This window comes from Pseudonocardia spirodelae (genome assembly GCF_037727765.1).
Lineage (GTDB): Bacteria > Actinomycetota > Actinomycetes > Mycobacteriales > Pseudonocardiaceae > Pseudonocardia > Pseudonocardia spirodelae.
On sequence record NZ_JBBJUP010000013.1, the window covers coordinates 50,972 to 76,998 of the forward strand.

Sequence of the window (26,027 nt, forward strand, 5' to 3'; positions counted from 1 at the left end):
GGAGCGCATCGGCCCGCGCGCGTGGAACGGGCGGGATGCTCAGCCCACGGTCCCGAACGTCGCGCTCGCGCCCGGCGCGTGGTCGGACCCCTCGACGTCCTCGCCGTCGGCGTCGACGGCGGTCAGCGTGACCGTGACGGCGAACTCGCGCACGTGCGCGGCGGGGAGCGGGAAGCCGACGTCGAACCGGGCGGTGCCGCCCGGCGGCAGCCGCACCTCGGGCCGGTCCTCCTCGCCGGACGCGGTCAGCCCGGCGCCGTCCGCGGTGGCGGCGACGTCGAGCCCCGACAGGTCGACGGGCGCACCGGTCGGGTTGGTCAGGGTCAGGGTGACCGTCGCGGTCCGGACGCGTGCCTGTGCGGGGTCGGCGCCCTCGCCGCGGGGCGGGGACACCGCGACGACGCTGCCGCCCGGGAAGGTGTGCGGCCGCCCGAAACCGGTGACGACCGGCGCGGGCTCCGCGTGCCCGACCCCGTCCGCGGCGGCGGCCTCCGCGGCGGCGCGGGCGGCGACCTCGGCGTGGGAGACGGTGGTGGAGCACCCCGTCGTCACGGTGAGCAGTGCCAGTGCGGCGACGAGCACGGCACGCGGTGGTCGGAGCATCGTCACGCCTTCCGGGAGGGGCCGGTGCCCGGGACCTCGCCGCCGTCGCCGGCGGCATTACCGGTCCCCGCCGCCGGTCGTCGGTCCTCGGGACCTGCGGCCCGGGGCCGCCGGGACCTTCGTCGCGGGATCGCGGCCGCGGCTAACACCGCCGCGACGACGCGCGAGGGCCCGGCCATGGGGACGACGACGACCTTCTCGTGGCCCGGTTCCGGCGCGGTCCGGCCGCCGGGGCGGATCGTCGCGGTGGACGCCGCCCGCGGTCTCGCGCTGATCGGGATGATCGCGGTCCACCTGTTCTCCGAGACCGGTCCGGACGACGCCGCCTCGCCGGTCCAGAGCGTGCTGGCCGGGCGGGCCGCGCCGCTGTTCGCGGTCCTGGCCGGCGCGGCCGTCGCGTTCACGACGGGCCGCGCACGCGTCGTCGGGGCACGTCCGGCCCGGGTCGCGGCGGCCCGGCTCGGCACCCGTGCCGTGCTGGTCTGCCTGCTCGGCCTGGCGCTGGGCTCGTTCGACACCGACCGCAGCCCCGGCGTCATCCTCGTGTTCTACGGCGTGCTGTTCGCACTGGCGGTGCCGCTCGTGCTGCTGCCGACCCGCGCGGTGCTCGCCGCCGGCGTCGTGGCGGCCTGCGTGATGCCGGTGATCAGCCACCTGGCCCGCGCACACCTGCCCGCCCCGCTCGGCACCGACCCGTCGTTCGTGTCGGTCGTGACCGATCCGGTGACGGCGCTGCGCGAGGTGACCCTCACCGGCAACTACCCGGTCGCGACCTGGTTCGCCTACGTGTGCGTCGGGCTCGTCGTCGGGCGGCTGGACCTGTCCTCACGCCGGGTGGCGCTGCGTCTGGTCGTCGTCGGGACCGCCGTCGCGATCGCCGCCTACTGGGTGTCGTGGGTGCTCCTGCACCCGCTGGGGGGCCTGTCCCGGCTGCTGACGCTGCCGGCGGACACCGACGACCCGGTGTCGGAGCTGCTGTCGGTGGGGGCGGGCGGGGTCGTCCCCACCGACAGCTGGTGGTGGCTGGCGGTGCTCAGCCCGCACTCCGGCACGACCCCGCAGGTCGCGCAGTCGGCCGGGATCGCGGTGGCGGTCGTCGGGGTGCTGTGCCTGGCCACCGGGCTGCCCGGAGGGACCGGACGCGCGGTGGACGTCGTGCTGTCACCGCTGGTCGCGACGGGGTCGATGACGCTGACCCTGTACTGCGTGCACGTCGTGTACCTGATCTCGCCGTACTCGCGGAAGGACTCGGTGCCGGCCTTCGTCGCCGAGATCGCGGCCTACGCGGTGTTCGCCCTGGCCTGGGGGAGCCGGTTCCGGCGCGGCCCGCTGGAGGGGCTGGTCGGGCGGGCGGTCGGGCGTGCCGGGGCGCTCGCCGCCGGTCGGCCGCCCGCCGAGCGGCGGGCCGGGGACGGTGTGGCCCGCGCCCGGTGACGCCGAGCGGCGGGGGCCGCGCGGGCCGGGCCGGCGGGCGATGAGTTCCGCCGCCTCCTCCGGTCCACCACGGGAGACGACCTCGAGGAGGCCCCATGCCCCGCACCCGGGTGCACAACCTGTTCCTCTCCCTCGACGGCTACGCGGCCGGCGACCGCGTGACCGCCGACGCCCCCATCGGGGATGCCGGAGCGCTGTTCGCGGGCTTCGACGGCAGGCTCATCCACGGCATCGGCGGCGTCGACGCGCCGCTCACGCTCGACGGGGCCCTGACCGCCCTGTGGGGCCAGGGCATCGGCGCGGAGATCATGGGACGGCGCAAGTTCGGCCCGCAGCCCGGCGACCGGCCGGAGGACGGCTGGCGGGGCTGGTGGGGTGACGAGCCGCCGTTCGGGACGCCGGTGTTCGTCATGACCCACGAGCCGCGCCCGCAGCTGGACTTCGCCGACGGCACGAGTTTCCGCTTCGTCGACGGGACGCCGGAGGAGGTGCTGCGGCTCGCGTTCGACGCCGCGGACGGCGGGGACGTGCGCCTCGGTGGCGGGCCGTCGACGATCCGGCAGTTCCTGCGGGCCGACCTCGTGGACGTCATGCACCTGGTGATCAAGCCGATCACCCTGGGGCGCGGGGTGTCGCTGTGGGACGGCCTGGCCGGCGTCGAGAAGCGGTTCACCGTCGAGTCGGTCGCGTCGGCGGGCGGGGTCGTGCACCAGTTCTGGAACCGGCGGCGCGACGCCTGACGTTCAGCGCGCGGTCTGCTCCGGCGTCTCGCCGAAGGTGCGGGTGTAGGCGACCCGGAACCGCCCGAACCGCGCGAACCCCCAGCGCGCCGCGACCACCGCGACCGGCTGCCCGGAGCCCGCGCGCAGCTCGGCGCGCACGCCGTCGAGGCGGGCCCGCCACAGCACCTGGGCCGGGTCGACGCCCGCGCGCCGCATCCCGGCGACGGCGGCCCGGGCCGGACCGCCGGTCACCCGGGCGAGGTCCGCGGGACCGACGGGCCGGTGGGCGTGCCGCCGCAGGTGCTCGGAGACCCGGCGGACGAGCCGGGCCGGGAGGGCGGCGCCGTCGTCGGTGCGGGCCGTGTCCGGCACGGTGCTCGGGAACGTCGCGAGGAACGTCGAAGTCAGCCGGTCGAACGCCTCGGCGACCGCCACGGGGCCGTCGAGCAGCATCGGGTTGCCGAGCACGTGGTCGCGGACGTCGACGACGGTCGCCGCCCAGCGCCGCGCGTGTGCGGCCGAGACCGGGGTGATCCCGGCCAGCCGGAACCGCTCGCCGTCGACGCCGTAGGCCTGTGCGGCGTAGCGGGCGACCGCGGCCGCGTCGAGGTGCACGACGTCGAGGTCGACGTCCTCGGCGAGGTCGGTGAACCGTCCCTGCGGGGGCAGCACGCCGACGTCGCCGGGGCCGAGCTGCACCTCGCCGTAGGCCTCGGTCCCCCAGCACATCGACCCGTCGTGGAGGACGTCGACGGCGTAGGTGCGGTCCACCGGCTCGACCTGCGCGTCGATCGACCCGACGATCCACAGCTCGCTCATCGAGAACGTGGAGACCAGGACGGTCTCCTGGCCCATCTCGAACTCGCGGCCGTCGGCGGGGGGCCGCACGACGGTGTGCGAGTAGAACTCCGAGGCGAACCGTTCGACCTCGTACGGGGAGTCGGTCCGGAAGCTGATCCGCTGCGCACCGCAGTGGGAGGGGTCCTGGGTCACTCGTCCTCCACCGCCGCCGCAGGGTGACCGGATGCGGAAAGTTACCCCGCTCGGGGCCTGCGCGCGACCCCCGCACCTAGCCTGTCCCGATGGCGATCCCGTGGACGATCACCGTCGACTGCTCCGACACCCGTCGTCTCGCCGCGTTCTGGTCCGCCGCGCTGGGCTACGTCCCGTCGCCGCCGCCGCGCGGCTTCGCGACCTGGGAGGACTGGCTGGTCTCCTTCGACGTCCCGCGCGAGGAGTGGGGCGACGGTGCCGCCCTCGACGACCCGGACGGCGTCGGCCCGCGCATCTCGTTCCTGAAGGTGCCCGAGCCCCGCACCGTGAAGAACCGTCTGCACCTGGACCTGCAGGTCACGGGGGGCCGGGACCGGGACCCGGCGGAGCGCGACGCGGTGCTGCGCGCCGAGGCCGAACGGCTGTGCGGGCTCGGCGCACGGGTCGTGCACGAGGCCCTGCACCCGGGTTCTCCACATGTGGATCACCTGTGGATGGCCGACCCGGAGGGCAACGACTTCTGCGTGGTGTGAGGCGTGGTCAGCCGCCGTCGGCCAGGTCGGCGACGTCGTCGGCGCAGCCCCAGGACAGCGTGACGCCCGAGCCGCCGTGGCCGTAGTCGTGGATCACCCGCGGCCGGTCGGCGGTCGCGGGCTCGGCCTCCAGACGGACCTGCGGGCGCGCCGGGCGCAGGCCCGCGAGATGCCCGAGGACCTCGGCGTCGCGCAGCGCGGGGACGATGTCGCGGCAGCGCTGCACGATCGCCGCGCCGACCGCGGGGTCCGGCGCGGTGTCCCAGACGCCGTCGTCGAGGGTGCCGCCGAGGATGCAGTCGTGCTCGCGCGGGTGGACGTAGGCCCGCCCGCCCGGGTGCGCCTCGTCGCGGACCGACAGCGTCAGCCCGGGGTTGGTGACGCGCACGATCTGCCCGCGCACCGGGGTGACCGTGGTGTCGCCGGCCAGTGTCCGCGCCCCGAGCCCGGAGCAGTGCACGACGAGGTCGGCGTCGCGCCCGGCCTCGGCGAGCGAGGCCACCCGCCGCCGCTCCAGCACGACCCCGCGGCGGCCGGCCTCGGCGGCCAGCCATGGCAGGTGCACCGGCATCTCGACCAGCGGTACCGCGAAGCGCAGGCCGTGCGCGTAGCCGGGCGGCAGCTCGTCGGGACGGGCCGGGCGGACCTCGCCGACCGCGGCGGACCACCACTGCGGCTCCGGCTCCTCGCGGTAGAGCGTCAGCGACTCGCGCATCACCACGCCGGGCACGCCGTCGGCGGCCTGGCGGGCCAGCGCGTCGAAGGTGCGGCGGCCCCAGTCGAGGACCCTGTCGCGGGGACCGGCCCGGGTGGGGAACCAGACGGCGGCCGCGAGGTGCGAGGTCGACGCCTCCACCGGCGCGTCGGCCAGCACGCGGACCGACCAGCCCCGCTCGCGCAGCCGGATCGCGCAGCTCAGCCCCGCGATCCCGGCGCCGACCACGACGGCACGACGGTCCTGTCCCATGGCGGTGATCGTCGCAGCCGCCGGGCGGCGCTCGTCACCCGCCCGCCGGCGTCCGGACGCCCTGCGGTCACCCGCCGCGTCCACACTCGGCCGGGTGACCGACCCCCTGCTCGCCGGCGACGCCCTCGCCCGCCGCGCCGCGCTCGTCCTGGCCGTCCCGCTGCAGGCCGCGCTCGGCGCCCGCCTGCTCGACGACGCCGATCCCGCCGCCGGGATCGTGCTGCCCGTCGGCGAGCTGGCCGACGGCGGCGCGGGCGGGGCGCACGCCGGGGCGCTGGCCGTGGGGATGGAGGCCGCCGCGCTGCTGGCGGCGCTGCCGTCGCTGACGGTCGCCGAGCACGCGGTCTCGGTGTCCACCGCCGTCACGCTGCCCGCGCAGGCGCCGCGCGGGCACGACGTCGTGTTCCGCGGGACGCTCGACCGGCGCACCGGCCGGTCGGCGTTCACCTCGGTCGTGGCGGCCTGCGACGGGATCGTCGTGGCCCGCGCGCAGATCGTGAAGGCCGTCGTGCGCGCCCCGGCCCCGTGAGCGCCGGGCTCAGTACGCGGCGTCGAAGAAGGCCAGCTCCAGGTCCACCGCGCGGACGAACAGCGCCGCGACCCGCTCCCGGCCCGTCGGGTCCAGCGCGTCGGCGGCCCGGTCGAGCTCGTCGCGCAGGAACGCCACCCACTCCTCGAACTCCACCCCGCGGTGCAGCTCGATCCACTCGCGCGCGATCCGGTCGTCCGGGACGGCGGCGCCCGGGCGGGTGGCCCAGTCCAGGTAGAGCCACTCCGCCACGACGAGCACCGCGAGGATCTCGGCGTACCCGCCGTCGCGCGCCTCGTCTATGAGGTCGACGAAGCCGACCGTCGGGGCCGTGCGCTGCGGGGTCGTGGTGCCGCCGAGCTCGCCGAGCGAGCGCTCGAAGTAGTCGTTCTCCGGGCCCGCGACCAGGCCCAGCTGGCGCGCGAGGCGCACCCGCGGGACGGGCCGGTCGGCGGCCGCGACGGCGGCGCCCAGCAGCGCGAGGAACGAGTCGACGAACTGCAGGTCCTGCTCCAGGTAGTGCCGCAGGACGCCGCGGTCGAGGGCGCCGGTCCACAGCTCGTCGACGAAGCGGTGCCCGACCGCCGCGTCCCAGGTCGCGGCCGTCGACTCCCGCAGCTGCGCGCTGAACCCCATGGTCCCCAGGCTAGGCGGGGGTGTGACAACGGGCCCCGGCCGGGCGAACATTGCGCGACGCACCGGCCACCGCCGGTGGCGCGGACGACGAGGGGGAGGCGCCATGACCGCCGTGGACCAGGCGACCGGGGGCGAGCTCAGGGCCGGGCTGCGCGACCGGCACGTGACGATGATCAGCATCGCCGGGGTGATCGGCGCGGGGCTGTTCATCGGCTCGGGCAGCGCGATCGCCACCGCGGGGCCCGCCGTCCTGCTCGCCTACCTGTTCGCCGGCGCGCTCGTCGTGCTCGTGATGCGGATGCTCGGCGAGATGGCCGCGGCGCAGCCGGACTCCGGGTCGTTCTCCACCTACGCCGACCGCGCGATCGGGCCGTGGGCCGGGTTCACCGTCGGCTGGCTGTACTGGTGGTTCTGGTGCCTGGTGATCCCGGTCGAGGCGACGGCCGCGGCGGTGATCCTCAACTCCTGGGTGCCCGGCGTGCCGCAGTGGGGCTGGGCGCTGGCAGTGACCGCCGCGCTGACCGTCACCAACCTGTTCTCCGTCGCCAACTACGGCGAGTTCGAGTTCTGGTTCGCGCTGCTCAAGGTGGTCGCGATCATCGCGTTCATCGTCGTGGGCGCGGTGGCGGTGCTGGGCCTGCTGCCCACCGCGCCGCCCGACGTCTCGGGCCTGTCCCGGCTCGTCTCCGAGGGCGGCTTCATGCCGACCGGGGCGGGCGCCGTCGTCGCGGCCGTGCTGGTGACGATGTTCAGCTTCATGGGGACCGAGATCGTCACCATCGCCGCCGCCGAGTCCGGCGACCCGGCGCGCGGCATCGGGCGGGCCACCCGCTCGGTGATCTGGCGGATCGCGGTGTTCTACCTGGCCTCGATCCTGCTCGTGGTCGCCATCGTGCCGTGGAACGACCCGCGGCTGCCCGAGGTCGGCTCCTACCAGGCCGCGCTGGAGGTGCTGCGGATCCCGGGCGCCAAGGCGATCGTCGACGTCGTCGTGCTCGTCGCCGTCGCGAGCTGCCTGAACTCGGCGCTCTACACGGCGTCGCGGATGCTGTTCTCGCTCGGCCGCCGGGGCCAGGCGCCCGCCCTGGTCAACCGCACGACGGGCAACGGCGTGCCGCGCTGGGCGGTGCTCGGCTCGACGCTCGTCGGCTTCGTCGCGGTGATCGCGAACTACGCCTTCCCGGAGGAGGTGTTCGCCGCCCTGCTCGCCACCTCGGGCGCGATCGCGCTGCTGGTCTACCTGGTCATCGCCGTGTCGCAGCTGCGGATGCGCCGGGTGCTGGAGCGCGACGGCGTCGCGATGCCGGTCCGGATGTGGGCCTACCCGGTGCTGACCTGGGCGGTGATCGTGGTGATCCCGGTGGTGCTGGTCTACATGGCGACCCGCGAGGGCTCGCGGTTCGAGCTGGGCATGACCGGGCTCATCGCGGCCGGTGTCGTGCTGGTCGGCGTGCTGCTCACCCGGCGCCGCGGGCGGGCCGCCGTGCGGTGACCGGCGGGTCCTCGCCTACGGTGACCTCCGGCGGAGGGGGTGGGGATGTCGGCGCGAGCACTGGTCCGGAACGGGGCGACGCCGCTGTGGCAGCAGCTGCTGGCGGATCTGCGCCGCCGGCTGTCCGACGGCGAGTTCGACGCCGCGCTGCCCGGCGAGTTCGCGCTGGCGGCCGACTACGCCGTCAGCCGGCACACCGTGCGCGAGGCGCTGCGCCGGCTGCGGGAGGACGGCGCCGTCGTCGCCGGGCGGGGCCGCGTCGCCCGCCCGACCGCGCGCTCGGAGATCGAGCAGCCGCTCGACGAGCCGTACTCGCTGTACGTGGCGGTCGAGGCGGCCGGGCGCACCCAGCGCAGCGTGGTGCGGACCTTCGACGTCCGCGCCGACGGCGTGATCGCCGCCCGGATGGGCCTGGAGGAGTCGACCCCGCTGGTGCACCTGGAGCGGCTGCGCCTGGCCGACGCCGAGCCGCTGGCCGTCGACCGGGTGTGGCTGCCCGAGGAGCTGGCCGCGCCGCTGCTCGACGTCGACTTCACCGACACCGGCATCTACCCGGAGTACCGCCGCCGGTGCGGCATCCGGGTCGACGGCGGCAACGAGAACATCCGCGCGGTGGTGCCCGGCCGTGGTGAGCGCGAGCTGCTCGGCATCGACGACGACGGCGTCGCCGCCCTGTCCATCGAGCGGCTCGGGCTCTCCGGCGGGCGCCCCGTCGAGTGGCGTCACACCCTGGTCCGCGGCGACCGGTTCTCCGTCACCGCCCAGTTCTCGGCCAGCTCGGGCTACCGGGTCGACCTCAACGAGCCGGCCTAGGCGCTGACGCCCGGGACGGACACGCCGATCCCGCCGGCGGTGTCGGCGCCGTAGCGGGCGATCTCGGCGTCGAGGTCGAGCGGGGCGGTCGTCATGGCGTGGTCGCCGTGCAGCAGCGCGGCCGGGACCAGCCAGCACACCTCGAACTCCAGGCCGTCGGGGTCGCGGGCGTAGAGCGCCTTGGTGGATCCGTGGTCCGACGCGCCCACGAGCGCGTCCGCCGCGCGCAGCCGGGCGCCGGTCCGGGCCAGCTCGCCGAGGGTGTCGACCTCCCACGCCAGGTGGTAGAGCCCGACGGTCGCCCGCCCGGCCTGCGAGGCCCCGGCCTGCTCGCCGATGCCGAACAGGGCGAGGTCGTGGTCGTTGGACGAGCCCTCGGCCTGCAGGAACGCCCCGCGGCCGCCGGGGATCTCGGCGACGGTGCGGAAGCCGAGCGCGTCGCGGTAGAAGGCGACGCTGCGGGCGACGTCGCGGACGTAGAGGACGGCGTGGTTGAGGCGCTGGACGGGCACGACGACTCCTTCGATTGAACTCTCAATGACCACGGTACGCCGTGATGCGTGAGAGTTCAACGAGTGACCAGCCAGGTCAGGACGACGGCCGAGCGGGTGTGGTCCACGTTCGCCGCCCGCCGCAGGCGCTCCAGGGCGTCCTCCAGGGAGCGGACGTCCCGCGAGCGCAGCAGCACCAGGGCGTCGGCCTCGCCGGTGATGGTGCCCGCGGTGACGACCTCGGGGACCGCGGAGAGCATCCGCTGCAGCTCGGCCGGGGCGACCGTGCCGCGGCAGAACAGCTCGACGTAGGCCTCCACGCCCGGGCCCTGCTCGGCGTCGGGGTTCACCTGCACCGTGAACCCCTGCACCACTCCCCGGGTGGTCAGCCGGTCGACCCGCCGCCGTACGGCCGAGGCCGACAGGCCCACCCGCTCGCCGAGCTCGGCCCAGCCGGCCCGCCCGTCCACCCGCAGCAGGTCCAGCAGCCTGCGGTCGATCGCGTCGATCCCGTCCACGCCGGCGGATGCTAGCTCGTCGCGCACGGTTCCGGATCGAACACGGTTCCGGACGCACGGATCGTGCGCCTGAAGACGGGAAACGCACCGACCCGGCGCGCGAGCATGGTCGCATGACGGAGACGACCCCGCGGGTGCTGATGTGCCGCCCCGAGCACTTCACCGTGAGCTACCGGATCAACCCGTGGATGCGCCCGGAGCAGCCCACCGACACCCGGCTCGCCCTCGCGCAGTGGGAGAACCTGCACGCCGTCTACCGCGACCTCGGGTTCGCCGTCGAGCTGGTCGACCCGCTGCCCGGTTCGCCGGACATGGTCTACGCCGCCAACGGCGGCACCGTGATCGACGGGACCGCGCTCACCGCCCGGTTCCGGCACGCCGAGCGGGCCGCCGAGGGCCCGGCCTACGCCGACCGGTTCCGCGCCGCCGGGTTCGCCGTGCACGAGGCCGAGCACGTCAACGAGGGCGAGGGCGACCTGCTGCCGGTCGGCGGCACCGTCTACGCCGGCACCGGCTTCCGCACCGACCCCCGCGCGCACGCCGAGGCCGCCCGGGTGTTCGGCCGCGAGGTCGTGTCGCTGCGGCTGGTCGACCCCCGCTACTACCACCTCGACACCGCCTTCGCGGTGCTCGACCCGGCGGGCGGGCCCGGCGCCGTGGCCTACCTGCCCTCCGCCTTCGACGACGCCTCCCAGGAGGTGCTGCGGTTCCGCTTCCCCGACGCGGTGATCGTCTCCGAGGACGACGCGGCCGTGCTCGGCCTCAACTGCTTCTCCGACGGGCGCACGGTCGTCCACGCGCCGCAGGCCGAGAAGTTCGCCGCGGACCTGGCCGAGCGCGGGTTCGGCACCGTCGGCGTCGACACCTCCGAGCTGCGCCGCGGCGGCGGCGGGATCAAGTGCTGCACCCTGGAGCTGAGGGCATGACCACCACCGCACCGGCCACCGCCACGACGACCACGGGCGAGCTCGTCGCACTCGCCGGGGCCCACGGCGTCGCGAACTACGCCCCGCTACCCGTCGTGCTCGCCCACGGCGAGGGCGCGTGGGTCACCGACGTCGACGGCGTCCGCTACCTCGACGCCCTGGCGGGCTACTCCGCGCTGAACTTCGGGCACCGCCACCCCGCGCTCACCGCGGCCGCGCACGCCCAGCTCGACCGGCTCACCCTCACCGCGCGGGCGTTCCACAACGACCGCCTGCCCGGCTTCCAGCGCGACCTCGCCGCGCTGACCGGCACCGAGGCCGTGCTGCCGATGAACACCGGCGCCGAGGCCGTCGAGTCGGCCCTGAAGGTGGCCCGGGCCTGGGGCTACCGGGTCAAGGGGGTGCGCCCCGGGGCGGCGCGGATCGTCGTCGCCGGCGGGAACTTCCACGGCCGCACGACGACCGTCGTCTCCTTCTCCGACGACCCCTCCGCCCGTGACGGCTTCGGCCCGTTCACCCCCGGCTTCGACCGCGTCCCCTACGGCGACGCCGACGCGCTGGCGGCCGCGCTCACCGACGACACCGTCGCGGTGCTGCTGGAGCCGGTGCAGGGCGAGGCCGGGGTGGTCGTGCCCCCGGCCGGCTACCTGCGGGCGGTCCGCGAGCTCACCGCCGCCCGGGACGTGCTGCTCGTCCTCGACGAGATCCAGTCCGGGCTCGGCCGCGCCGGGGCGACGCTGTGCGGGGACCTGTCCGGTGTCCGCGCCGACCTCTACACCCTCGGCAAGGCGCTCGGCGGCGGGATCGTGCCGGTCAGCGCCGTCGTCGGCCGGCGCGACGTGCTGGGCGTGCTGCGCCCCGGTGAGCACGGCTCCACCTTCGGCGGGAACCCGCTGTCGGCCGCCGTCGGGTCCGCGGTGTGCGCGCTGCTCGCGACGGGGGAGTACCAGGCCGCCGCCCGCGACCTCGGCGCCCACCTCGGCGCGCGGCTGCGGGAGCTGCCCGGGCTGACCGCCGTGCGCGGGGTGGGCCTGTGGTTCGGCATCGACGTCGACCCGCGGCTCGGCACCGGGCGCGACGTCTGCGTCGCGCTGGCCCGGCGCGGGGTGCTGGCCAAGGAGACGCACGGCGTGACGGTGCGGCTGTCCCCGCCGCTGGTGGTCACCCGCGACGAGGTCGACGTGCTCGTGGACACGTTGGGCTCGGTGCTGGGGGACCTTTCCGGCGAGTAGGTGGCAGGCTGTCCGCCATGCCGACCCTCGTACTGCTGCGCCACGGTCAGAGCGACTGGAACGCGAAGAACCTCTTCACCGGCTGGGTGGACGTGCCGCTCTCGTCGCAGGGCGAGGCGGAGGCCCGCCGCGGCGGCGAGCTGCTGGCCGAGGCGGGCGTCGCGCCCGACGTCGTGCACACCTCGCTGCTGCGGCGCGCCATCTCCACCGCCAACATCGCCCTCGACGCCGCCGACCGGCACTGGATCCCGGTGAAGCGCGACTGGCGGCTCAACGAGCGCCACTACGGCGCCCTGCAGGGCAAGGACAAGAAGCAGACCCTGGAGCAGTACGGCGAGGAGCAGTTCATGCTCTGGCGCCGCTCCTACGACACCCCGCCGCCGCCCATCGAGAAGGGCAGCGAGTTCTCCCAGGACGCGGACCCGCGCTACGCCGGGATCGACGCGCCGCTGACCGAGTGCCTGGCCGACGTCGTCGACCGCTTCCTGCCGTACTGGACCGAGGCCGTCGTGCCCGACCTGCGCGCCGGCAAGGTCGTGCTGCTCGCCGCGCACGGGAACTCGCTGCGCGCTCTGGTGAAGTACCTCGACGGCATCTCCGACGCCGACATCGCCGGGCTCAACATCCCCACCGGCATCCCGCTCGTCTACGACCTCGACGACGACCTGCGCCCCACCACCCCCGGCGGGCGCTACCTCGACCCCGCCGCCGCCCAGGAGGCCATCGCCGGGGTCGCGAACCAGGGCCGCTGACCGCCGCCGCCCGCGGCGCCCCGGCGGCGCTCCCAGGGGCACTCTCATGGCTTAGAGGGCAACGAGGGTGCCCCTCGGAGCAGCCCGGGGGGCGGGGAGGCGCGGGCGCGGCGAATCCTCGGCAGGTGCGCGGCGAGTGCCCCGGCGGTGCTCCCAGGGGCACTCTCGTGGCTTAGAGGGCAACGAGGGTGCCCCTCGGAGCAGCCCCGGGGGCGGGGAGGCGCGGGCTCGGCGGGGGGCTGGGAGAACCCACGGTGAACGGGGGCCGAACAGTGTCGTCCGGAGGGGTCGCGGACGTCACCATCCGGTGTCCGGCGCTGGTCAGGGGGTACCCCCGGCTGCCTACCATGCAGCCGTGACCACGCTCGCGTGGCTGATCACGGCCCTCGCTCTCCTCCTCGGTCTCGTCGCCGGGGCGGTGCTGGCGCGACGGTCGTCGCACGGCCGCCCCAGTCCCGGCACCGGCCGCCCTCCGGCGGACCGGGCCGACGCCGACGGTCCCACCCTCGGCGAGCTCCTGCACCGCACCTTCCGGCACTCCTCGGCCGGTCTCGCCGTCGTCGGGGCCGGGGGCGAGGTGCTGCTGCACAACCCGCGCGCCGCCGCGCTCGGCGCGGTGAGCGGGGACCGGCTCGACCCGCGGGCGCTCGCCGCCTGCCGCCGGGTGCAGGGGGGCGACCGGCTGCTCGCCTCCGGCGAGTTCACCGTCGACCTCTCCCCGCTGGACCGGACCCCGCGCGGCCCGGTCGCGGTGCAGGCCCGGATCCGCTCACTCGGCGACGGGTTCGCGCTCGTCGAGGCCGTCGACATCTCCGAGGTGGCGCGGCTGGAGGCGACCCGGCGCGACTTCGTCGCCAACGTGTCCCACGAGCTCAAGACACCGGTCGGCGCCGTCGCCCTGCTCGCCGAGGCACTGCTCGACAGCCTCGACGGGCTGGAGCCGGCCGAGGGCCACGAGGCCGACGCCGCCGAGGTCCGTCGGTTCGGCGACAAGCTGCTGCGCGAGGCGACCCGGATGGGCAACCTCGTCTCCGAGCTCATCGCGCTGTCCCGGCTGACCGGCGCCGAGCGGCTGCCCGAGCTCGCCGAGGTCGACGTCGACGAGGTCGTGTCCGAGGCGCTGGCGCGCAGCCGCAACTCCGCCGAGTCGCACGCCGTCGAGGTCACCGCGGACCCGCCGTCCGGCCTGGTCGTCGACGGCGACCGCACGCTGCTGGTCACGGCCCTGACCAACCTGCTGGAGAACGCGATCGCCTACTCGCCCGCGGACTCGTCGGTGTCGGTCAGCCGGCGCGCCTGCGACGGGTCGGTCGAGATCGCCGTCACCGACCGCGGGATCGGGATCGCCCCGGAGCACCAGCAGCGGGTGTTCGAACGCTTCTTCCGCGTCGACCCGGCGCGCTCGCGGGCCACCGGCGGCACCGGGCTCGGCCTGGCGATCGTCAAGCACGTCTGCGCCAACCACGGCGGCGAGGTGCGGCTCTGGAGCCGCCCCGGCACCGGATCGACCTTCACGATGCGCCTGCCCGCCCGCATGGGCGTCGCGGCCACCCCCGACGGGAGCGCTGCCGAGGGCAGCTCCCCGCAGACCGCCACCACCGGAGGATGAGATGACCAGGGTGCTGATCGTCGAGGACGAGGAGTCCTTCGCCGACCCGCTCGCGTTCATGCTGCGCAAGGAGGGCTTCACCACCGCCGTCGCGGCGAACGGCAACGACGCGCTCAGCGAGTTCGACCGCAACGGCGCCGACATCGTGCTGCTGGACCTGATGCTGCCCGGGATGAGCGGCACCGACGTCTGCAAGGCGCTGCGCTCCCGCTCGGCCGTGCCGGTGATCATGGTGACCGCCCGCGACAGCGAGATCGACAAGGTCGTCGGGCTGGAGCTCGGCGCCGACGACTACGTCACCAAGCCCTACTCCGCGCGCGAGCTCATCGCCCGCGTCCGCGCCGTGCTGCGCCGCGGCGGCGAGGCCGGGGTCGAGGCCGAGGGCGGCACCGGCGTGCTGGAGGCCGGTCCGGTCCGGATGGACGTCGAGCGGCACGTCGTGTCGGTCAACGGCGACGAGGTCGCGCTCCCGCTCAAGGAGTTCGACCTGCTGGAGTACCTGCTCCGCAACGTCGGCCGGGTGCTCACCCGGGCCCAGCTCATCGACCGGGTGTGGGGCGCGGACTACGTCGGCGACACCAAGACCCTCGACGTGCACGTCAAGCGGCTCCGCTCGAAGGTCGAGGGCGACCCCTCGACGCCCAAGCACCTCGTCACGGTGCGCGGCCTCGGCTACAAGTTCGACGTGTGACCGAGGGGTTGCCCGCCGCCGCATAACGGCTCGGTAACCTGATCGGGTGCGCCTGGCCGTTCTCGACGTGGGGTCCAACACCGTCCACCTGCTGGTGGTGGACGCCCACCGTGGCGCGCACCCGAAGCCGATGTCCTCCGACAAGGACCAGCTGCGCCTCGCCGAGCATCTCGACCGCAAGGGCGCGCTGGGCAGGGACGGGGTGAAGGCCCTGCTCGAGAGCGTGCACCGGGCCCGCGACACCGCCCGCGCCGCCGGCTGCGACGACCTGCTGGCCTTCGCCACGTCCGCGCTGCGCGACGCGACGAACTCCGCCGAGGTCCTGGCCCGGGTGCAGCGCGAGACCGGGGTGGCCCTGGAGGTCCTGCCCGGCGAGGACGAGGCGCGCTGGACCTTCCTGGCCGTCCGCCGCTGGTGCGGGTGGTCGGCCGGGCGGCTGCTGGTGCTCGACATCGGCGGCGGCTCGCTGGAGCTGGCGGTCGGGCGCGACGAGACGCCGGACGTCGCCGCGTCGGTGCCGCTGGGCGCCGGGCGGCTGACCCGCGAGGCGTTCACCGCCGACCCGCCGTCGCGCGCGGAGGTGGCCGCGCTGACCGAACGGGTCCGTGACGAGCTCGCCCCCGTCGCCGGACGGCTGCGGGCCGCGGGCCGGCCCGACCGCGCCGTCGGCACCTCCAAGACCTTCCGCACGCTCGCCCGCCTCGCCGGTGCCGCGCCGTCCAGCGCCGGGCCCGGCGCCCGGCGCACGCTCACCGCGCAGGGGCTGCGGCAGCTCTCGGCGTTCATCACCCGGATGTCCGGTCCGGACCTCGCCGATCTCGACGGGGTGAGCCCCAGCCGGGCGCACCAGCTCGTCGCCGGGGCCGTCGTCGCACAGGCCGCGATGGACGCGCTCGGCGTGACCGAGCTCGAGATCTGCCCGTGGGCGTTGCGCGAGGGAGTGATCCTCCGTCGCTTCGACATGCTCGACGGAACGAACGGGGACGACCGCTCGGCGCAGATTTCCGGGGGCGGGCTTGGACCCTTGACAACACACAGGGCACGGTGGTCGTGATGAGTGTGGACAGCGGAGAGCCTCGCCAGCGGACCGTCGCCGAGCTCCTGGCCGCCAACGGCGGCCAGCAGCCCGGACGGCGCCGCCGCCGTCGCGCGTCCGAGGACGAGGTCCCGGCGGGCGCCCCGGTCGCGGCGGGCCACGGCGGGCCGGAGGCCCCGGCCGCGCCCCGCCGGCCGGTGCCCGCCGACCGCGTCCGCCCGCCCGCGCCGCCGGAGGCCCCGGGCGGCTTCGCCCCGCGTGGCGGCGACGGGCCCGGCGCGGGTGAGCACCCGTCCTTCCCGCCGGCCCGCCGGCCGGACCCCTCGGAGACCCCGCGCGGGCCCGAGGCCCCGTTCGTGCCCAACGGCAACGCGCCGCGCGGCAACGGCGTCCACCCCGGCCGTGCCGGTGCCGCGGCGCCGGTCCGGCCGCAGGCGCCCGAGCCGCAGGGCCCGCCGAACGGCCGCCCGTGGGGCCGGGACCCCTACGCCCCGGACGCCTACGGCCAGGACCCGCACGGCCCCGACGGGTACGCCCGCGCCCCCTACGGCGCCGAGCCCCACGGCGACGCGTACGGCGGTGAGCCCTACGGCGACCCGTACGGCGCCGAGCCCTACGGCGACCCGTACGCCCGTGACCCCCGCGGCCCCCGCGGGCCGGAGGGCTTCGCCGCCCGCGCCCCCGAGGCGCCGCGCCCCGCGCCGTGGGGCCCGCCGCCCGGTGCCGACGAGGTGGCCGACGAGATCCCCACCAGCCGTCTCGGCGCCCGTCGCCCGTCCGCACCGGCCGACGACGACGGTGGCCCGCCCACCCAGTTCGGCGCCCCGCCCCTGGACGACGACGACGCCACCGGCCGTCACCCCGCCCGTCCGTACCCGGGCGACGGCGGCCCCGTGACCGGTGCCTACGACCCGTTCGCCGACGACGACCACGACGCCGACCCCGGTCGCACCGGCGTGCTCGCCCCCGAGCGTCCGGGCCCGGCCCCCGACGGCTACGACGACTACGAGGACCACGGCGAGCTCGACGGCGGCGCCGTCGAGGACGACGAGCCCGCCCGCCGCCGCTTCGGCCGCCGCGGCGCCGTCGAGGACTCCGGTGCGCAGCCGCCCGCCGGACTCGGCGACGAGGCCCCCACCGGCGCGGCCGGCACCGGGCAGGGGTGGGCGGTCGTCATCGGCCAGTGGATCGGTGGCGCCGTCGCCGGCGCGGCGATCTGGGTGCTGTTCCGCTTCCTGTGGACCTCGCTGCCGGTCGTCGCGATCGTCGCCGCGGTCGCGATCACCGTCGGTCTGGTGCTCGGCGTGCGCGCCCTGCTGCGCCACGACGACCTGCGGACGACCCTGTTCGCGGTCATGGTCGGCCTGCTGCTGACCGTCTCCCCGGCGATCCTGGTGCTGCTGGACCGGTAACGATGCGCGACGCGGCGACGACTCCACGTTTTGTGACACCTTCGCTGCCGCCTGCGCCCGGGGACGTGCGCGTCCCCCCGGTCGCGCTGTCGACCGCGTCGGTCTACCCCGAGGGCGTCGCGGCCGGGTTCGAGATCGCCGCCGAGCTGGGCTACGACGGCGTCGAGCTCATGATCTGGACCGACCCGGTCAGCCAGGACCCGCGGGCGGTCGAGCGGCTCGCGCACCGCCACGGCGTGCCGATCCTCGCCGTGCACGCGCCCTGCCTGGCCGTCACCCAGCGGGTGTGGGGCGCCGACCCGGTGCACCGGCTGCGGCGCACCGTGGAGGTCGCCGCCCGGCTCGGCGCGCGCACCGTCGTCGTGCACCCGCCGTTCCGCTGGCAGCGCCGCTACGCCGGGGTGTTCGCCGACGAGGTCGCCCGGGCCCGCGAGGTGCACGACGTCACCCTCCCGGTCGAGAACATGTTCCCGGTGACCCGCGGCGCGATCAGCACGGTCCCGTACGCGCTCGGCCACGACCCGACCGAGGTCGGGTTCGGCGCATACACCCTCGACCTGTCGCACACCGCCGCGGCCGGTGTCGACGCCCTCGACCTCGCCGAGCGCATGGGTGACCGGCTGACCCACCTGCACCTCACCGACGGTTCGGGCGCCCCGCGCGACGAGCACCTCGTCCCGGGCCGCGGCGCGCAGCCGTGCGCGGAGGTCTGCCAGCGGCTGGCCGACTCCCGCTTCGCCGACGCGGGGGGCACGGTCGTGCTCGAGGTGTCGACGCGGCGCTGCCGCACCCGCCAGGAGCGGACGGGGCTGCTGGCCGAGTCGCTGCTGTTCGCCCGGCTGCACCTCACGCCGACGATGCAGAGCGCCGTCCCTACCCGCGGGTAACATCACCGGCATGAGCAGCACGACGGCCCGGCCGTTCGCCGACGCGCACGTCCTCGACGACCTCGGTGGCGGGCGTTTCCGCGCCCACCTCGACGACACCTGGGCCATCGGCCCGAAGGCCTTCGGCGGCCTGCTCATGGTCCTGATGGCCAAGTCCGGCCTGGCCCGGCTCGCCGCCGACGGCGCGCCGTCGCCGGACCCGCTGGCCGTCTCCGCCGACTTCCTGCGCGCCCCGGACCTGCGCCCGGTCGAGATCGAGGCGACCCCGCTCAAGATCGGGCGCACGGTGTCCTCGGTCGCGGTGCGGCTGTTCCAGGACGAGAAGCTGATGCTGCACTCCACGGTCACCGCGGGTGTCCTCCCCGACGACGCCCCCCGCATCGACGCCGAGCCCGGCCTGGCCGCCGAGCCCGGCCCGGACGCCGTCGACCCGGCCGACGCGCAGGGCGGGGCGCGGGGGCTCGCCGCCGCCTGCGAGATGCGCTACCCGCCCGGCTCGCTGCCGTTCCTGCGCGGCGAGACCGGCCCGCCGGAGATGGCGGGCTGGGTGCGCCCGCGGGGCGAGGACGTGGACGTGCTGTTCGCCCTGATGGCCGGCGACATCCTGCCGCCGACCGTGTTCAACCTGGGCGGGACGTTCGGCTGGGCGCCGACCGTGCAGCTCACCGCCCTGCTGCGCGCCCGTCCGGCGCCGGGCTGGCTGCGCGTCCGATCGCGCTCGCACACGGTGTCGAGCGCGCAGTTCGACGAGGACGTCGTGGTCGTCGACGCGGCCGGGCGCACGGTCTGCCAGGCCCGCCAGCTCGCCCTGGCCCCGCTGGCGCGCTGAGGGGTTCCTACGCTGCCCCCATGACGAGGATCGCGGTACTGGGCGGGGGACGGATCGGCGAGGCGCTGCTCGGCGGGCTGCTGGCCGCCGGGCGGGACGCCGGTGACCTGGTGGTCGCCGAACGCCACGAGGCCCGCGCGCAGGAGCTGACCGCGTCGCTCGGGATCACCGCCGCGCCGCTCGCCGAGGCCGTGCGCGGGGCGGGGACGGTCGTCGTCGCCGTCAAGCCGCAGGACGTCGTCGCGCTGCTCGGCGACCTCGCCGGCGCGATCGAGCCGGGCACGCTGGTCGTCTCGCTGTGCGCGGGGCTGCCGACCTCGCTGTTCGAGGGCGTGCTGCCCGACGCGACCCCGGTCGTGCGGGTCATGCCCAACACCCCGATGCTCCTCGGCGCCGCGATGTGCGCGATCTCCCCGGGCGCGCACGCCACCGACGAGCACCTCGCCGCGACCGAGGCGCTGCTGTCCACCGTCGGCGCGGTGCTGCGGCTCGACGAGGCGAAGCAGGACGCGGCGACGGCGCTGTCCGGCTCGGGACCGGCGTACTTCTTCCTCGTCGCCGAGGCGATGGTCGAGGCCGGGGTCGCGCTCGGGCTGACCCGCCCGGCGGCCACCGAGCTCACCGTGCAGACCGCGCTCGGCGCGGCCCGGATGCTGCGCGAGACCGGCGAGCACCCCGCGGTGCTGCGGGAGAACGTGACCTCCCCGGCGGGGACGACCGCGGCCGCCCTGCGGGAGCTGGAGCGCCACGGCCTGCGGGCGGCGATGGCCGACGCGGTGACGGCCGCGCACGACCGGTCCGTCGCCCTCGGCCGCGGCTGACGCGGCCCGACACGCCCGCCCTCACCCGCTCAGCGCATCGGGTGACTAATAGTCACTCTGACGCGCCGAGCTGTGGCACGATCGGGCCCCCCTCTGGCGGACCGATCGTCACACGCGCCCCGGTAGACTGCATCCGCATCCCCCACCACCGGGCGAACCGGGGGGACCCGTCCCGGGGGAGGAAGGCGGTGTCCCATGGCGGCGGAACGTCCTGAGCCCCTGCGACCGTCCCAGGTCCAGTTCCTGACGGTGGCCGAGGTCGCGTCGATGATGCGGGTCTCCAAGATGACCGTGTACCGGCTCGTCCACTCCGGCGAGCTCCCGGCCGCGCGGGTCGGCCGCTCCTTCCGGGTGCCGCAGCGCGCCGTCGAGGACTACCTGCGCAACGCCTACTTCGACGCCGGCTGATCCCCGGTGGGGTGACGCCCGGTCCGCACCGGTAGACTGGCGAACCGGCTGCCGACCCCCACCGGTCGCATCGCGTCGTCGTCCCGCTCCGGCGGACGTCGCCCGGCCTGCACACCGCGCCCGCGCGCACGGATCGTGCGGGCGGCCCACTCCGAGGTCACCCGGTGGAGCGGTCGCTGACGATCTGCGTCGACACAGGAGGAGCACCCATGGGCTCGGTCATCAAGAAGCGCCGCAAGCGGATGTCGAAGAAGAAGCACCGCAAGCTGCTGCGCAAGACCCGGGTGCAGCGCCGCAAGCTCGGCAAGTGACTCGCGCACCGGCCGCGCACCCGCTCCGTTGAGCAGGTGCGCGGCCGGTGTCGTCGCGGCGCCCCCCCGGCGTCGCGCACCTCACGTGCACGGTTCCCTGCCCGGGGTGACGGTGCGGGACTACGATCGGCACGGTTCTCGACCCCGCCCCCGGTGAACGGAGCGCCCCATGGCCCAGCCGACCCCGAACGTCGTGCTGGTCACGGGGGTCAGCGGTTTCCTCGGCGGGCACCTCGCGGCCCGGCTCGCGGCGGACCCGTCGATCGACCGGGTCCTCGGCGTGGACACCGTCCCGCCGCCCCGGGACCTGCTGAAGCGGATGGGCCGCGCCGAGTTCGTGCGCGCCGACATCCGCAACCCGCTCATCGCGAAGGTCATCTCCTCGGCGAACGTCGACACCGTCGTGCACGCGTCGCTCTCGGCCAGCCCCGCCTCGTCGGGCGGCCGGGCGACGATGAAGGAGATGAACGTCATCGGCACGATGCAGCTGCTCGCCGCGTGCCAGAAGGCGCCGAGCGTGCGGCGGGTCGTGCTCAAGTCGACGACCGCGGTGTACGGCTCCAGCTCCCGCGACCCCGCCGTGTTCGACGAGGCCACCGGGGCCAAGGACCTGCCGTCCGGCGGCTACGCCAAGGACGCCGCGGAGATCGAGGGCTACCTGCGCGGCTTCAGCCGGCGCCGACCCGAGGTGACCACCACCGTCCTGCGGTTCGCGAACTTCATCGGCCCGCGGATGGACACCGTGCTCTCCCGGTACTTCGCGCTGCCGGTGGTCCCCACCGTGCTCGGGTACGACGCGCGGATCCAGCTGCTGCACGAGGAGGACGGCCTCGCCGTCCTCGAGCGGGCCGCGACCCACGAGCTGCCCGGCGTGTTCAACGTCGCCGCGCACGGCGTGCTGATGCTCTCCCAGGCGATCCGCCGGGCGGGGAAGATCGCCGTCCCGGTGCCGAGCGGCGCGGTCGGCCCGGTGAGCCGGGTGCTGCGGGGCGCGCGCGTCGTGGACTTCTCCCCGGAGCAGATGCGCTTCCTGAACTTCGGCCGGGTCGTGGACCTGACCCGCCTGCGCGACGACTTCGGGTTCGAGCCGCGCTGGACGACCACCCAGGCGTTCGACGACTTCGTCCGCGGCAAGGCGCTCAGCCCGGTCCTCGGCCCGGAGCGGATCGCCTCGATCGAGCGTGGCGTGCTCGGTGCCGCCCGGGCACTGCGGTGACGGGCGGGACCGGACGATGAGGACACAGGAGCGTGGGCGGCCGGGCGGGCGCCCGGGCGGCACGACGAAGGGCGACGGCATGGCCGAGGCGCGGGTGATCCCGATCCGGGGCAACCGGGGGCCTGCCCGGCCCGCTCGGGACGAGGAGCAGCCGGTGCGGCCGTCGGCCGTGGCAGAGGCCGCCGACCCGGGTGAGAGCGACACACCGGCCTGGGAGGCCGCGCTGGAGCAGGTCCTGGAGTTCCTGCGCCGCCGCCTCGCCGGGGACTACCCGATCGACGAGTTCGGCTTCGACCGCGAGCTCACCGACGCGATGGTGCTGCCCGCGCTGCGCCCGCTCTACCAGCGCTGGTTCCGGGTCGAGACGATCGGCACGCACCACATCCCCGAGACCGGTGGCGCGCTCATCGTCGCCAACCACTCCGGGACGCTGCCGCTCGACGCGGTGATGACGACCGTCGCCGTGCACGACGACCACCCCTCGCACCGGCACCTGCGCCTGCTCGGCGCCGACCTGATGTTCACCATGCCGGTGTCCGGCTCGCTCGCCCGCAAGGCCGGCGCGACGCTGGCGTGCAACCCCGACGCCGAGCGGCTGATGACCTCCGGCGAGCTCGTCGGGGTGTTCCCCGAGGGCTTCAAGGGGATCGGCAAGCCGTTCCGCGACCGCTACAAGCTGCAGCGCTTCGGGCGCGGCGGCTTCGTCTCCGCGGCGCTGCGCACCGGGGTGCCGATCATCCCGTGCTCGATCGTGGGGGCCGAGGAGATCTATCCGAAGATCGGCGACCTGGCGCCGCTGGCGCGGCTGTTCGGGGCGCCCTACTTCCCGGTCACCCCGACCTTCCCGCTGCTCGGCCCGGCGGGGCTGATCCCGCTGCCGTCGAAGTGGTACATCGAGTTCGGCGAGCCGATCCGCACCGACGACCACACGCCGGCCGACGCGGACGACCCGATGCTGGTGTTCAACCTGACCGACCAGGTCCGCGAGACCATCCAGCACACGCTCTACCGGCTGCTGTCACAGCGCCGGAACGTCTTCCTGGGCTGAGGGCCGCGTGCAGCGCCCGGGCCCGCTGCGGTGGCTGTGGTACGCCGCCGGCGGGGCGCTGCCGGTCCGGTACCGCGAGTGGGTGCTGCACGACTGCAGCTGCCGCACCTGGCACCTGCGTCACTTCGCGCGCACCGCGGCGGTCCTGACCGTCCTGTCGGTGCCGATCGCGCTGGTCGTGCCGGGCCCGCCGTGGCTACGGCTGACCGCACTGCTGCTCGGGTGGCTGGTGGCGCTGCAGTACGCCCTGTTCGTGATGGACGAGTCCGTCGAGCACCGCGTGGTGAAGGCCGGCTACCCGGCGGGCACCGCCCGCGGGACCAGGCTCGCCGCGACCGCCGTCGAGCGTGCGGCCGCCGCGCGCCGCTACGCCGAGCGCTACCGCGGCACCGCGCCGGGGGAGCGGATGTAGCAGTCCCTCAGCGCCTGCGGTACGCCATCCCGGCTGCGACCGCACCGGCGACCGCGCCCGCGCCCAGCACCGACGGCACGCCGATCCGGGCGGCCTTGCGCCCCGTGCGGAAGTCGCGGATCTGCCAGTTCCGGGCCTTCGCGACGTCACGCAGCTCCGAGTCCGGGTTCACCGCGACCGCGGTGCCGACGGCCGACAGCATGGGCACGTCGTTCACCGAGTCCGAGTACGCGGTGCAGCGCCGCAGGTCCAGCCCCTCCGACGCGGCCAGGGCACGGACCGCGTGGGCCTTCGCCGGGCCGTGCAGGATCTCGCCGACCAGACGCCCCGTGTAGAGACCGTCGACGGACTCCGCGACCGTCCCCAGCGCCCCGGTCAGGCCCAGGCGGCGGGCGATGATGCGGGCCAGCTCGATCGGCGTCGCGGTCACCAGCCAGACGCGCTGGCCGGCGTCGAGGTGCATCTGGGCGAGCGCCCGGGTGCCGGCCCAGATCCGGTCGGACATGAGCTCGTCGTAGATCTCCTCGCCGAGCGCGACGACCTCGTCGACGGGCCGGCCCGCGACGAAGGACAGCGCGGTGTCGCGGTGCCCGGCGATGCCGCCCTTGTCCTCGCGGCCGCCGACCCGGAACTTGAGCTGCTGCCAGGCGAACCCGGCGAGGTCGGAGGTGGTGAAGAACTTGCGCGCCGCGAGCCCGCGGGCGAAGTGGAAGATCGACGCGCCGACCATCATCGTGTTGTCGCAGTCGAAGAACGCGGCGGCGGTGAGGTCCGGCGGCGGGCCGTCGGACGGGCCCTCGGGGTGGTCGTCGGCCTCGGCCGCGACGGCCGCGGCCGCCGAGGCCTGACCGGCCCGCTGCGCGGGGTCCAGCGCGGTCGCCCGCTCCAGCACGCCGGGTTCCTCCGACAGCCCGTGGCTCCCGCTCGGGTCGAGGCGGGGGACGGACCCGGGATCACTCACCACGGCGGCCTTCCTGGTGCGACGGCGTCTCACGCCCCGAGGGGGACGCGGCTCCACCCTACTGCCGACCCACGCCCGCGGGCCCGGTCTCCGGTACGTGACACGTGTCGTCGTGCGTACCGGGGACCGGGCCCGCGGGGCCGGTTCCGGGGTCCCGTCAGCCGAGGGTGACCGGGCCGAGGCCCGGCAGCAGCGGCGGGATGGTGATCGGCGGCAGCAGGCGGTCCTGAGTCGCCGTCGACTCCGACGACGTGCTCGGGGTGCTGGTCGAGGTCTCCGAGCCGCCCAGCAGCGGCAGGCCGCTCTGCGACGACGAGTCCGACGTGGTCGGGGCCTGCGAGGTGGAGGACTCCGACCCGGCGCTCGGCGACGGCGACGCCGTCCCCGTCGCGGTCCCCGACGGCGACGCCGGGGCCGACTGCTCGACGGCCTGCGCGGCCGACGGCGCACCGGGGGTGCGGCACTCGCCCGGCACCGGGCCCAGGTCGTCGACGGTCCCGCCGCTGTCCGCGCCGCAGCCGGTGTCGGCGCGCAGCGCCTCGGCCCGGGCGAGGACCCGGTCGAGCAGCCGGATGGCCTCGGCGGTCTCGCCGCGGCTCTCGGCCGGCAGGTCGGACTGCAGGCGGGTGATCCGCCCGGACTGGGCGGCGGCCCAGGTCCGGAGCTCGGCGAGCCGGGCGCTGTCGGCGCCGTCGTTGCCCGCGCCGGTCAGCATCATCCGGGTGCCGGTGCTGGTGGCGCGGTCGAAGTCGGCCATCGCGGCGGCGACCGCGTCCGGCGACGGCGGCGTCGAGCGGGCGACCAGGCTCTCCAGCTCGTCGACCCGCGAGCGGGCGAGGTCGAGCTGGCGGGCGGCCTCGGCCTGCTGGCCGACGGTGAAGACCCCGCCGACGCTCTCGCTGGCGCGCTTGACGCCGTACATCGCGTCGCCGGGCAGCGCGTCGCGGCTGACGGTCGAGGTCACACCGGCGATCACCGCGAGCGCGGCGAACCCGCCGACGACCACGCCGAACCGCTTGCGCACGCTCGGGCGCCGCCGGTCCAGCATCCGCGCGCCGGTCGCGGCCGGGCGGGCGGTGTCGTCGCGGCCCGGGCCGGCGTCGGCGTCGCGGGCCGGTCCGGCCGCGGCACCCACCTGCTCCGGGTGGTCCGGGTGGTCGGCGGGCAGCACGTGGCGGCCACGGCGCGGGCGGGCGCCGCGGGGGTCGTCGGCCTCCGGGGCGTGCTCGCCCGGCGCGCGACGGCTGGACACGGCGTCCCAGTCGAGGTCGGCGGCGATCGGCGGACCGATCGGCGCGGTCAGGTCGGAGCGGTCGCCGCGGTCCGGGGCGGTCGCGCCGAACGGCGACCCGCCCTGCCCGACGCCCTCCTGGGCCAGGACCTCGAACAGCCGCGCCCGCATCCGGGCCGAGGCGTGCGGGTCCGGCGACAGGTCACGCCGTGAACGGTCCAGCGCGGAGGCCAGCGCGATCTCGTGCGCCAGCTCCTCCGATGCAGGGGCACCCACCGGCGCGCGGTCGTCACCGTCGTCGCCGGGATACCCGTCGTCCCATGCCCTGGGCATGCCGTCCGTCCTCACTGCAGTCTCGCGCTGCTCGTCGGCGCGTGCGGCGCCGTCAGTGCGCGCCGGTCTGTACAACGACCGGTCGGGGACGAGGTTACGGCCTTCCAACCGTTCACCGCATCGAGTAGTGCGTTCGGCGCAGTGGCCGACCGACCCTCTCGCCTTCCGGCCGCTCCGGCCG

Annotated in this window: 29 protein-coding genes; 21 read left to right on the forward strand and 8 right to left on the reverse strand. The window is 75.8% G+C overall.

Features of this window, described 5'->3' with window-relative positions:
* Positions 1–39: 39 nt before the first annotated feature.
* Entirely contained in the window at positions 40–603 is a 564-nt protein-coding gene (locus WJX68_RS16555) for an LEA/WHy family protein (RefSeq protein ID WP_340291828.1), read from the reverse strand.
* 177 nt (positions 604–780) lie between these two features.
* On the opposite strand from WJX68_RS16555, the gene WJX68_RS16560 reads away from it, so the two are divergent.
* Positions 781–2,037 (forward strand): heparan-alpha-glucosaminide N-acetyltransferase domain-containing protein, encoded by a 1,257-nt coding sequence (locus WJX68_RS16560; RefSeq protein WP_340291829.1) that lies wholly within the window; start codon positions 781–783, stop codon positions 2,035–2,037.
* Between the two features lie 95 nt (positions 2,038–2,132).
* A complete protein-coding gene (locus WJX68_RS16565) occupies positions 2,133–2,777 on the forward strand; it encodes a dihydrofolate reductase family protein (RefSeq protein ID WP_340291831.1) in 645 nt (214 codons plus the stop codon).
* A gap of 3 nt (positions 2,778–2,780) precedes the next feature.
* On the opposite strand, the gene WJX68_RS16570 is transcribed toward WJX68_RS16565, so the two are convergent.
* Positions 2,781–3,752, reverse strand: a complete 972-nt coding sequence (locus WJX68_RS16570) for a helix-turn-helix domain-containing protein (RefSeq protein WP_340291833.1) — start codon at positions 3,750–3,752, stop codon at positions 2,781–2,783.
* Positions 3,753–3,841: 89 nt separating this feature from the next.
* On the opposite strand from WJX68_RS16570, the gene WJX68_RS16575 reads away from it, so the two are divergent.
* A complete protein-coding gene (locus WJX68_RS16575) occupies positions 3,842–4,285 on the forward strand; it encodes a VOC family protein (RefSeq protein ID WP_340291835.1) in 444 nt (147 codons plus the stop codon).
* A gap of 7 nt (positions 4,286–4,292) precedes the next feature.
* On the opposite strand, the gene WJX68_RS16580 is transcribed toward WJX68_RS16575, so the two are convergent.
* On the reverse strand, positions 4,293–5,252 hold the full coding sequence (locus WJX68_RS16580; RefSeq protein ID WP_340291837.1) for an FAD-dependent oxidoreductase: 960 nt from the start codon (positions 5,250–5,252) through the stop codon (positions 4,293–4,295).
* Positions 5,253–5,346: 94 nt separating this feature from the next.
* Between WJX68_RS16580 and WJX68_RS16585 the strand changes: the two genes are divergently transcribed.
* A complete protein-coding gene (locus WJX68_RS16585; protein WP_340291839.1) occupies positions 5,347–5,781 on the forward strand; it encodes a hypothetical protein in 435 nt (144 codons plus the stop codon).
* Positions 5,782–5,790: 9 nt separating this feature from the next.
* On the opposite strand, the gene WJX68_RS16590 is transcribed toward WJX68_RS16585, so the two are convergent.
* Positions 5,791–6,417, reverse strand: a complete 627-nt coding sequence (locus WJX68_RS16590) for a TenA family protein (protein WP_340291841.1) — start codon at positions 6,415–6,417, stop codon at positions 5,791–5,793.
* A 103-nt stretch (positions 6,418–6,520) separates the two neighbouring features.
* Here WJX68_RS16590 and gabP point away from each other — a divergent pair, with 103 nt between their 5' ends.
* Positions 6,521–7,909, forward strand: a complete 1,389-nt coding sequence (gene gabP, locus WJX68_RS16595; RefSeq protein WP_340291843.1) for a GABA permease — start codon at positions 6,521–6,523, stop codon at positions 7,907–7,909.
* A 45-nt stretch (positions 7,910–7,954) separates the two neighbouring features.
* The gene (locus tag WJX68_RS16600; RefSeq protein ID WP_340291845.1) at positions 7,955–8,722 is read left to right on the forward strand and encodes a GntR family transcriptional regulator; all 768 of its coding nucleotides are present in this window, start codon (positions 7,955–7,957) and stop codon (positions 8,720–8,722) included.
* Here WJX68_RS16600 and WJX68_RS16605 read toward each other — a convergent pair.
* Positions 8,719–9,234: a VOC family protein gene (locus tag WJX68_RS16605; protein WP_340291848.1), complete on the reverse strand. Its 516-nt coding sequence runs from the start codon at positions 9,232–9,234 to the stop codon at positions 8,719–8,721. The genes WJX68_RS16600 and WJX68_RS16605 overlap by 4 nt on opposite strands.
* A gap of 56 nt (positions 9,235–9,290) precedes the next feature.
* A complete protein-coding gene (locus tag WJX68_RS16610) occupies positions 9,291–9,731 on the reverse strand; it encodes an Lrp/AsnC family transcriptional regulator (RefSeq protein ID WP_340291850.1) in 441 nt (146 codons plus the stop codon).
* Between the two features lie 113 nt (positions 9,732–9,844).
* Here WJX68_RS16610 and ddaH point away from each other — a divergent pair, with 113 nt between their 5' ends.
* The 15 genes from ddaH (at position 9,845) to WJX68_RS16685 (ending at position 23,321) form a co-directional block, all read left to right on the forward strand.
* Entirely contained in the window at positions 9,845–10,657 is an 813-nt protein-coding gene (gene ddaH, locus WJX68_RS16615; protein ID WP_340291853.1) for a dimethylargininase, read from the forward strand.
* Positions 10,654–11,889 carry an ornithine--oxo-acid transaminase gene (gene rocD, locus WJX68_RS16620; RefSeq protein WP_340291855.1) on the forward strand — a complete coding sequence of 412 codons (1,236 nt, stop codon included), beginning with the start codon at positions 10,654–10,656 and terminating at the stop codon, positions 11,887–11,889. Before ddaH ends, rocD begins: the two co-directional genes overlap by 4 nt.
* 17 nt (positions 11,890–11,906) lie before the next feature.
* The gene (locus WJX68_RS16625) at positions 11,907–12,641 is read left to right on the forward strand and encodes a phosphoglyceromutase (protein ID WP_422785716.1); all 735 of its coding nucleotides are present in this window, start codon (positions 11,907–11,909) and stop codon (positions 12,639–12,641) included.
* 355 nt (positions 12,642–12,996) lie between these two features.
* The gene (locus WJX68_RS16630) at positions 12,997–14,250 is read left to right on the forward strand and encodes a sensor histidine kinase (RefSeq protein ID WP_340291857.1); all 1,254 of its coding nucleotides are present in this window, start codon (positions 12,997–12,999) and stop codon (positions 14,248–14,250) included.
* 1 nt (position 14,251) lies between these two features.
* Positions 14,252–14,941 (forward strand): response regulator, encoded by a 690-nt coding sequence (locus WJX68_RS16635; protein ID WP_340291860.1) that lies wholly within the window; start codon positions 14,252–14,254, stop codon positions 14,939–14,941.
* 46 nt (positions 14,942–14,987) lie between these two features.
* Positions 14,988–15,995: a Ppx/GppA family phosphatase gene (locus tag WJX68_RS16640; RefSeq protein ID WP_340291862.1), complete on the forward strand. Its 1,008-nt coding sequence runs from the start codon at positions 14,988–14,990 to the stop codon at positions 15,993–15,995.
* Entirely contained in the window at positions 15,995–17,389 is a 1,395-nt protein-coding gene (locus WJX68_RS16645; protein ID WP_340291864.1) for a hypothetical protein, read from the forward strand. Before WJX68_RS16640 ends, WJX68_RS16645 begins: the two co-directional genes overlap by 1 nt.
* 2 nt (positions 17,390–17,391) lie before the next feature.
* Complete coding sequence (locus WJX68_RS16650; RefSeq protein ID WP_422785717.1) at positions 17,392–18,276, forward strand: sugar phosphate isomerase/epimerase family protein; 885 nt, start codon at positions 17,392–17,394, stop codon at positions 18,274–18,276.
* 10 nt (positions 18,277–18,286) lie between these two features.
* Entirely contained in the window at positions 18,287–19,105 is an 819-nt protein-coding gene (locus WJX68_RS16655) for a thioesterase family protein (RefSeq protein WP_340291868.1), read from the forward strand.
* Positions 19,106–19,125: 20 nt separating this feature from the next.
* Positions 19,126–19,926 (forward strand): pyrroline-5-carboxylate reductase, encoded by an 801-nt coding sequence (proC, locus tag WJX68_RS16660; protein ID WP_340291870.1) that lies wholly within the window; start codon positions 19,126–19,128, stop codon positions 19,924–19,926.
* Between the two features lie 195 nt (positions 19,927–20,121).
* Complete coding sequence (locus WJX68_RS16665) at positions 20,122–20,334, forward strand: helix-turn-helix domain-containing protein (RefSeq protein ID WP_062398062.1); 213 nt, start codon at positions 20,122–20,124, stop codon at positions 20,332–20,334.
* 209 nt (positions 20,335–20,543) lie between these two features.
* Positions 20,544–20,645, forward strand: coding sequence for a 30S ribosomal protein bS22 (locus WJX68_RS16670; RefSeq protein ID WP_010241351.1), 102 nt, complete (start codon positions 20,544–20,546; stop codon positions 20,643–20,645).
* A 169-nt stretch (positions 20,646–20,814) separates the two neighbouring features.
* The gene (locus WJX68_RS16675; RefSeq protein ID WP_340291875.1) at positions 20,815–21,861 is read left to right on the forward strand and encodes an NAD-dependent epimerase/dehydratase family protein; all 1,047 of its coding nucleotides are present in this window, start codon (positions 20,815–20,817) and stop codon (positions 21,859–21,861) included.
* 79 nt (positions 21,862–21,940) lie between these two features.
* Positions 21,941–22,909, forward strand: coding sequence for a lysophospholipid acyltransferase family protein (locus WJX68_RS16680; protein ID WP_340292068.1), 969 nt, complete (start codon positions 21,941–21,943; stop codon positions 22,907–22,909).
* Between the two features lie 7 nt (positions 22,910–22,916).
* A complete protein-coding gene (locus tag WJX68_RS16685; RefSeq protein WP_340291877.1) occupies positions 22,917–23,321 on the forward strand; it encodes a DUF5313 family protein in 405 nt (134 codons plus the stop codon).
* A 7-nt stretch (positions 23,322–23,328) separates the two neighbouring features.
* Here the strand turns inward: WJX68_RS16685 and WJX68_RS16690 are convergent, their stop codons facing one another.
* Positions 23,329–24,231, reverse strand: a complete 903-nt coding sequence (locus tag WJX68_RS16690; protein WP_340292070.1) for an HAD family hydrolase — start codon at positions 24,229–24,231, stop codon at positions 23,329–23,331.
* A gap of 208 nt (positions 24,232–24,439) precedes the next feature.
* Positions 24,440–25,846, reverse strand: a complete 1,407-nt coding sequence (locus WJX68_RS16695; protein ID WP_340291879.1) for a DUF5667 domain-containing protein — start codon at positions 25,844–25,846, stop codon at positions 24,440–24,442.
* Between the last annotated feature and the right edge of the window lie 181 nt (positions 25,847–26,027).

Excerpts from the sequence above, each read along its gene's own strand:
- WJX68_RS16555 (WP_340291828.1), bottom strand. The coding sequence starts at position 603 with ATGCTCCGACCACCGCGTGCCGTGCTCGTCGCCGCACTGGCACTGCTC.
- WJX68_RS16560 (WP_340291829.1), top strand. The coding sequence starts at position 781 with ATGGGGACGACGACGACCTTCTCGTGGCCCGGTTCCGGCGCGGTCCGG.
- WJX68_RS16565 (WP_340291831.1), top strand. The coding sequence starts at position 2,133 with ATGCCCCGCACCCGGGTGCACAACCTGTTCCTCTCCCTCGACGGCTAC.
- WJX68_RS16575 (WP_340291835.1), top strand. The coding sequence starts at position 3,842 with ATGGCGATCCCGTGGACGATCACCGTCGACTGCTCCGACACCCGTCGT.
- WJX68_RS16580 (WP_340291837.1), bottom strand. The coding sequence starts at position 5,252 with ATGGGACAGGACCGTCGTGCCGTCGTGGTCGGCGCCGGGATCGCGGGG.
- WJX68_RS16590 (WP_340291841.1), bottom strand. The coding sequence starts at position 6,417 with ATGGGGTTCAGCGCGCAGCTGCGGGAGTCGACGGCCGCGACCTGGGAC.
- gabP (WP_340291843.1), top strand. The coding sequence starts at position 6,521 with ATGACCGCCGTGGACCAGGCGACCGGGGGCGAGCTCAGGGCCGGGCTG.
- WJX68_RS16600 (WP_340291845.1), top strand. The coding sequence starts at position 7,955 with ATGTCGGCGCGAGCACTGGTCCGGAACGGGGCGACGCCGCTGTGGCAG.
- ddaH (WP_340291853.1), top strand. The coding sequence starts at position 9,845 with ATGACGGAGACGACCCCGCGGGTGCTGATGTGCCGCCCCGAGCACTTC.
- rocD (WP_340291855.1), top strand. The coding sequence starts at position 10,654 with ATGACCACCACCGCACCGGCCACCGCCACGACGACCACGGGCGAGCTC.
- WJX68_RS16625 (WP_422785716.1), top strand. The coding sequence starts at position 11,907 with ATGCCGACCCTCGTACTGCTGCGCCACGGTCAGAGCGACTGGAACGCG.
- WJX68_RS16635 (WP_340291860.1), top strand. The coding sequence starts at position 14,252 with ATGACCAGGGTGCTGATCGTCGAGGACGAGGAGTCCTTCGCCGACCCG.
- WJX68_RS16645 (WP_340291864.1), top strand. The coding sequence starts at position 15,995 with ATGAGTGTGGACAGCGGAGAGCCTCGCCAGCGGACCGTCGCCGAGCTC.
- WJX68_RS16650 (WP_422785717.1), top strand. The coding sequence starts at position 17,392 with ATGCGCGACGCGGCGACGACTCCACGTTTTGTGACACCTTCGCTGCCG.
- WJX68_RS16655 (WP_340291868.1), top strand. The coding sequence starts at position 18,287 with ATGAGCAGCACGACGGCCCGGCCGTTCGCCGACGCGCACGTCCTCGAC.
- proC (WP_340291870.1), top strand. The coding sequence starts at position 19,126 with ATGACGAGGATCGCGGTACTGGGCGGGGGACGGATCGGCGAGGCGCTG.
- WJX68_RS16665 (WP_062398062.1), top strand. The coding sequence starts at position 20,122 with ATGGCGGCGGAACGTCCTGAGCCCCTGCGACCGTCCCAGGTCCAGTTC.
- WJX68_RS16670 (WP_010241351.1), top strand. The coding sequence starts at position 20,544 with ATGGGCTCGGTCATCAAGAAGCGCCGCAAGCGGATGTCGAAGAAGAAG.
- WJX68_RS16675 (WP_340291875.1), top strand. The coding sequence starts at position 20,815 with ATGGCCCAGCCGACCCCGAACGTCGTGCTGGTCACGGGGGTCAGCGGT.
- WJX68_RS16680 (WP_340292068.1), top strand. The coding sequence starts at position 21,941 with ATGGCCGAGGCGCGGGTGATCCCGATCCGGGGCAACCGGGGGCCTGCC.
- WJX68_RS16695 (WP_340291879.1), bottom strand. The coding sequence starts at position 25,846 with ATGCCCAGGGCATGGGACGACGGGTATCCCGGCGACGACGGTGACGAC.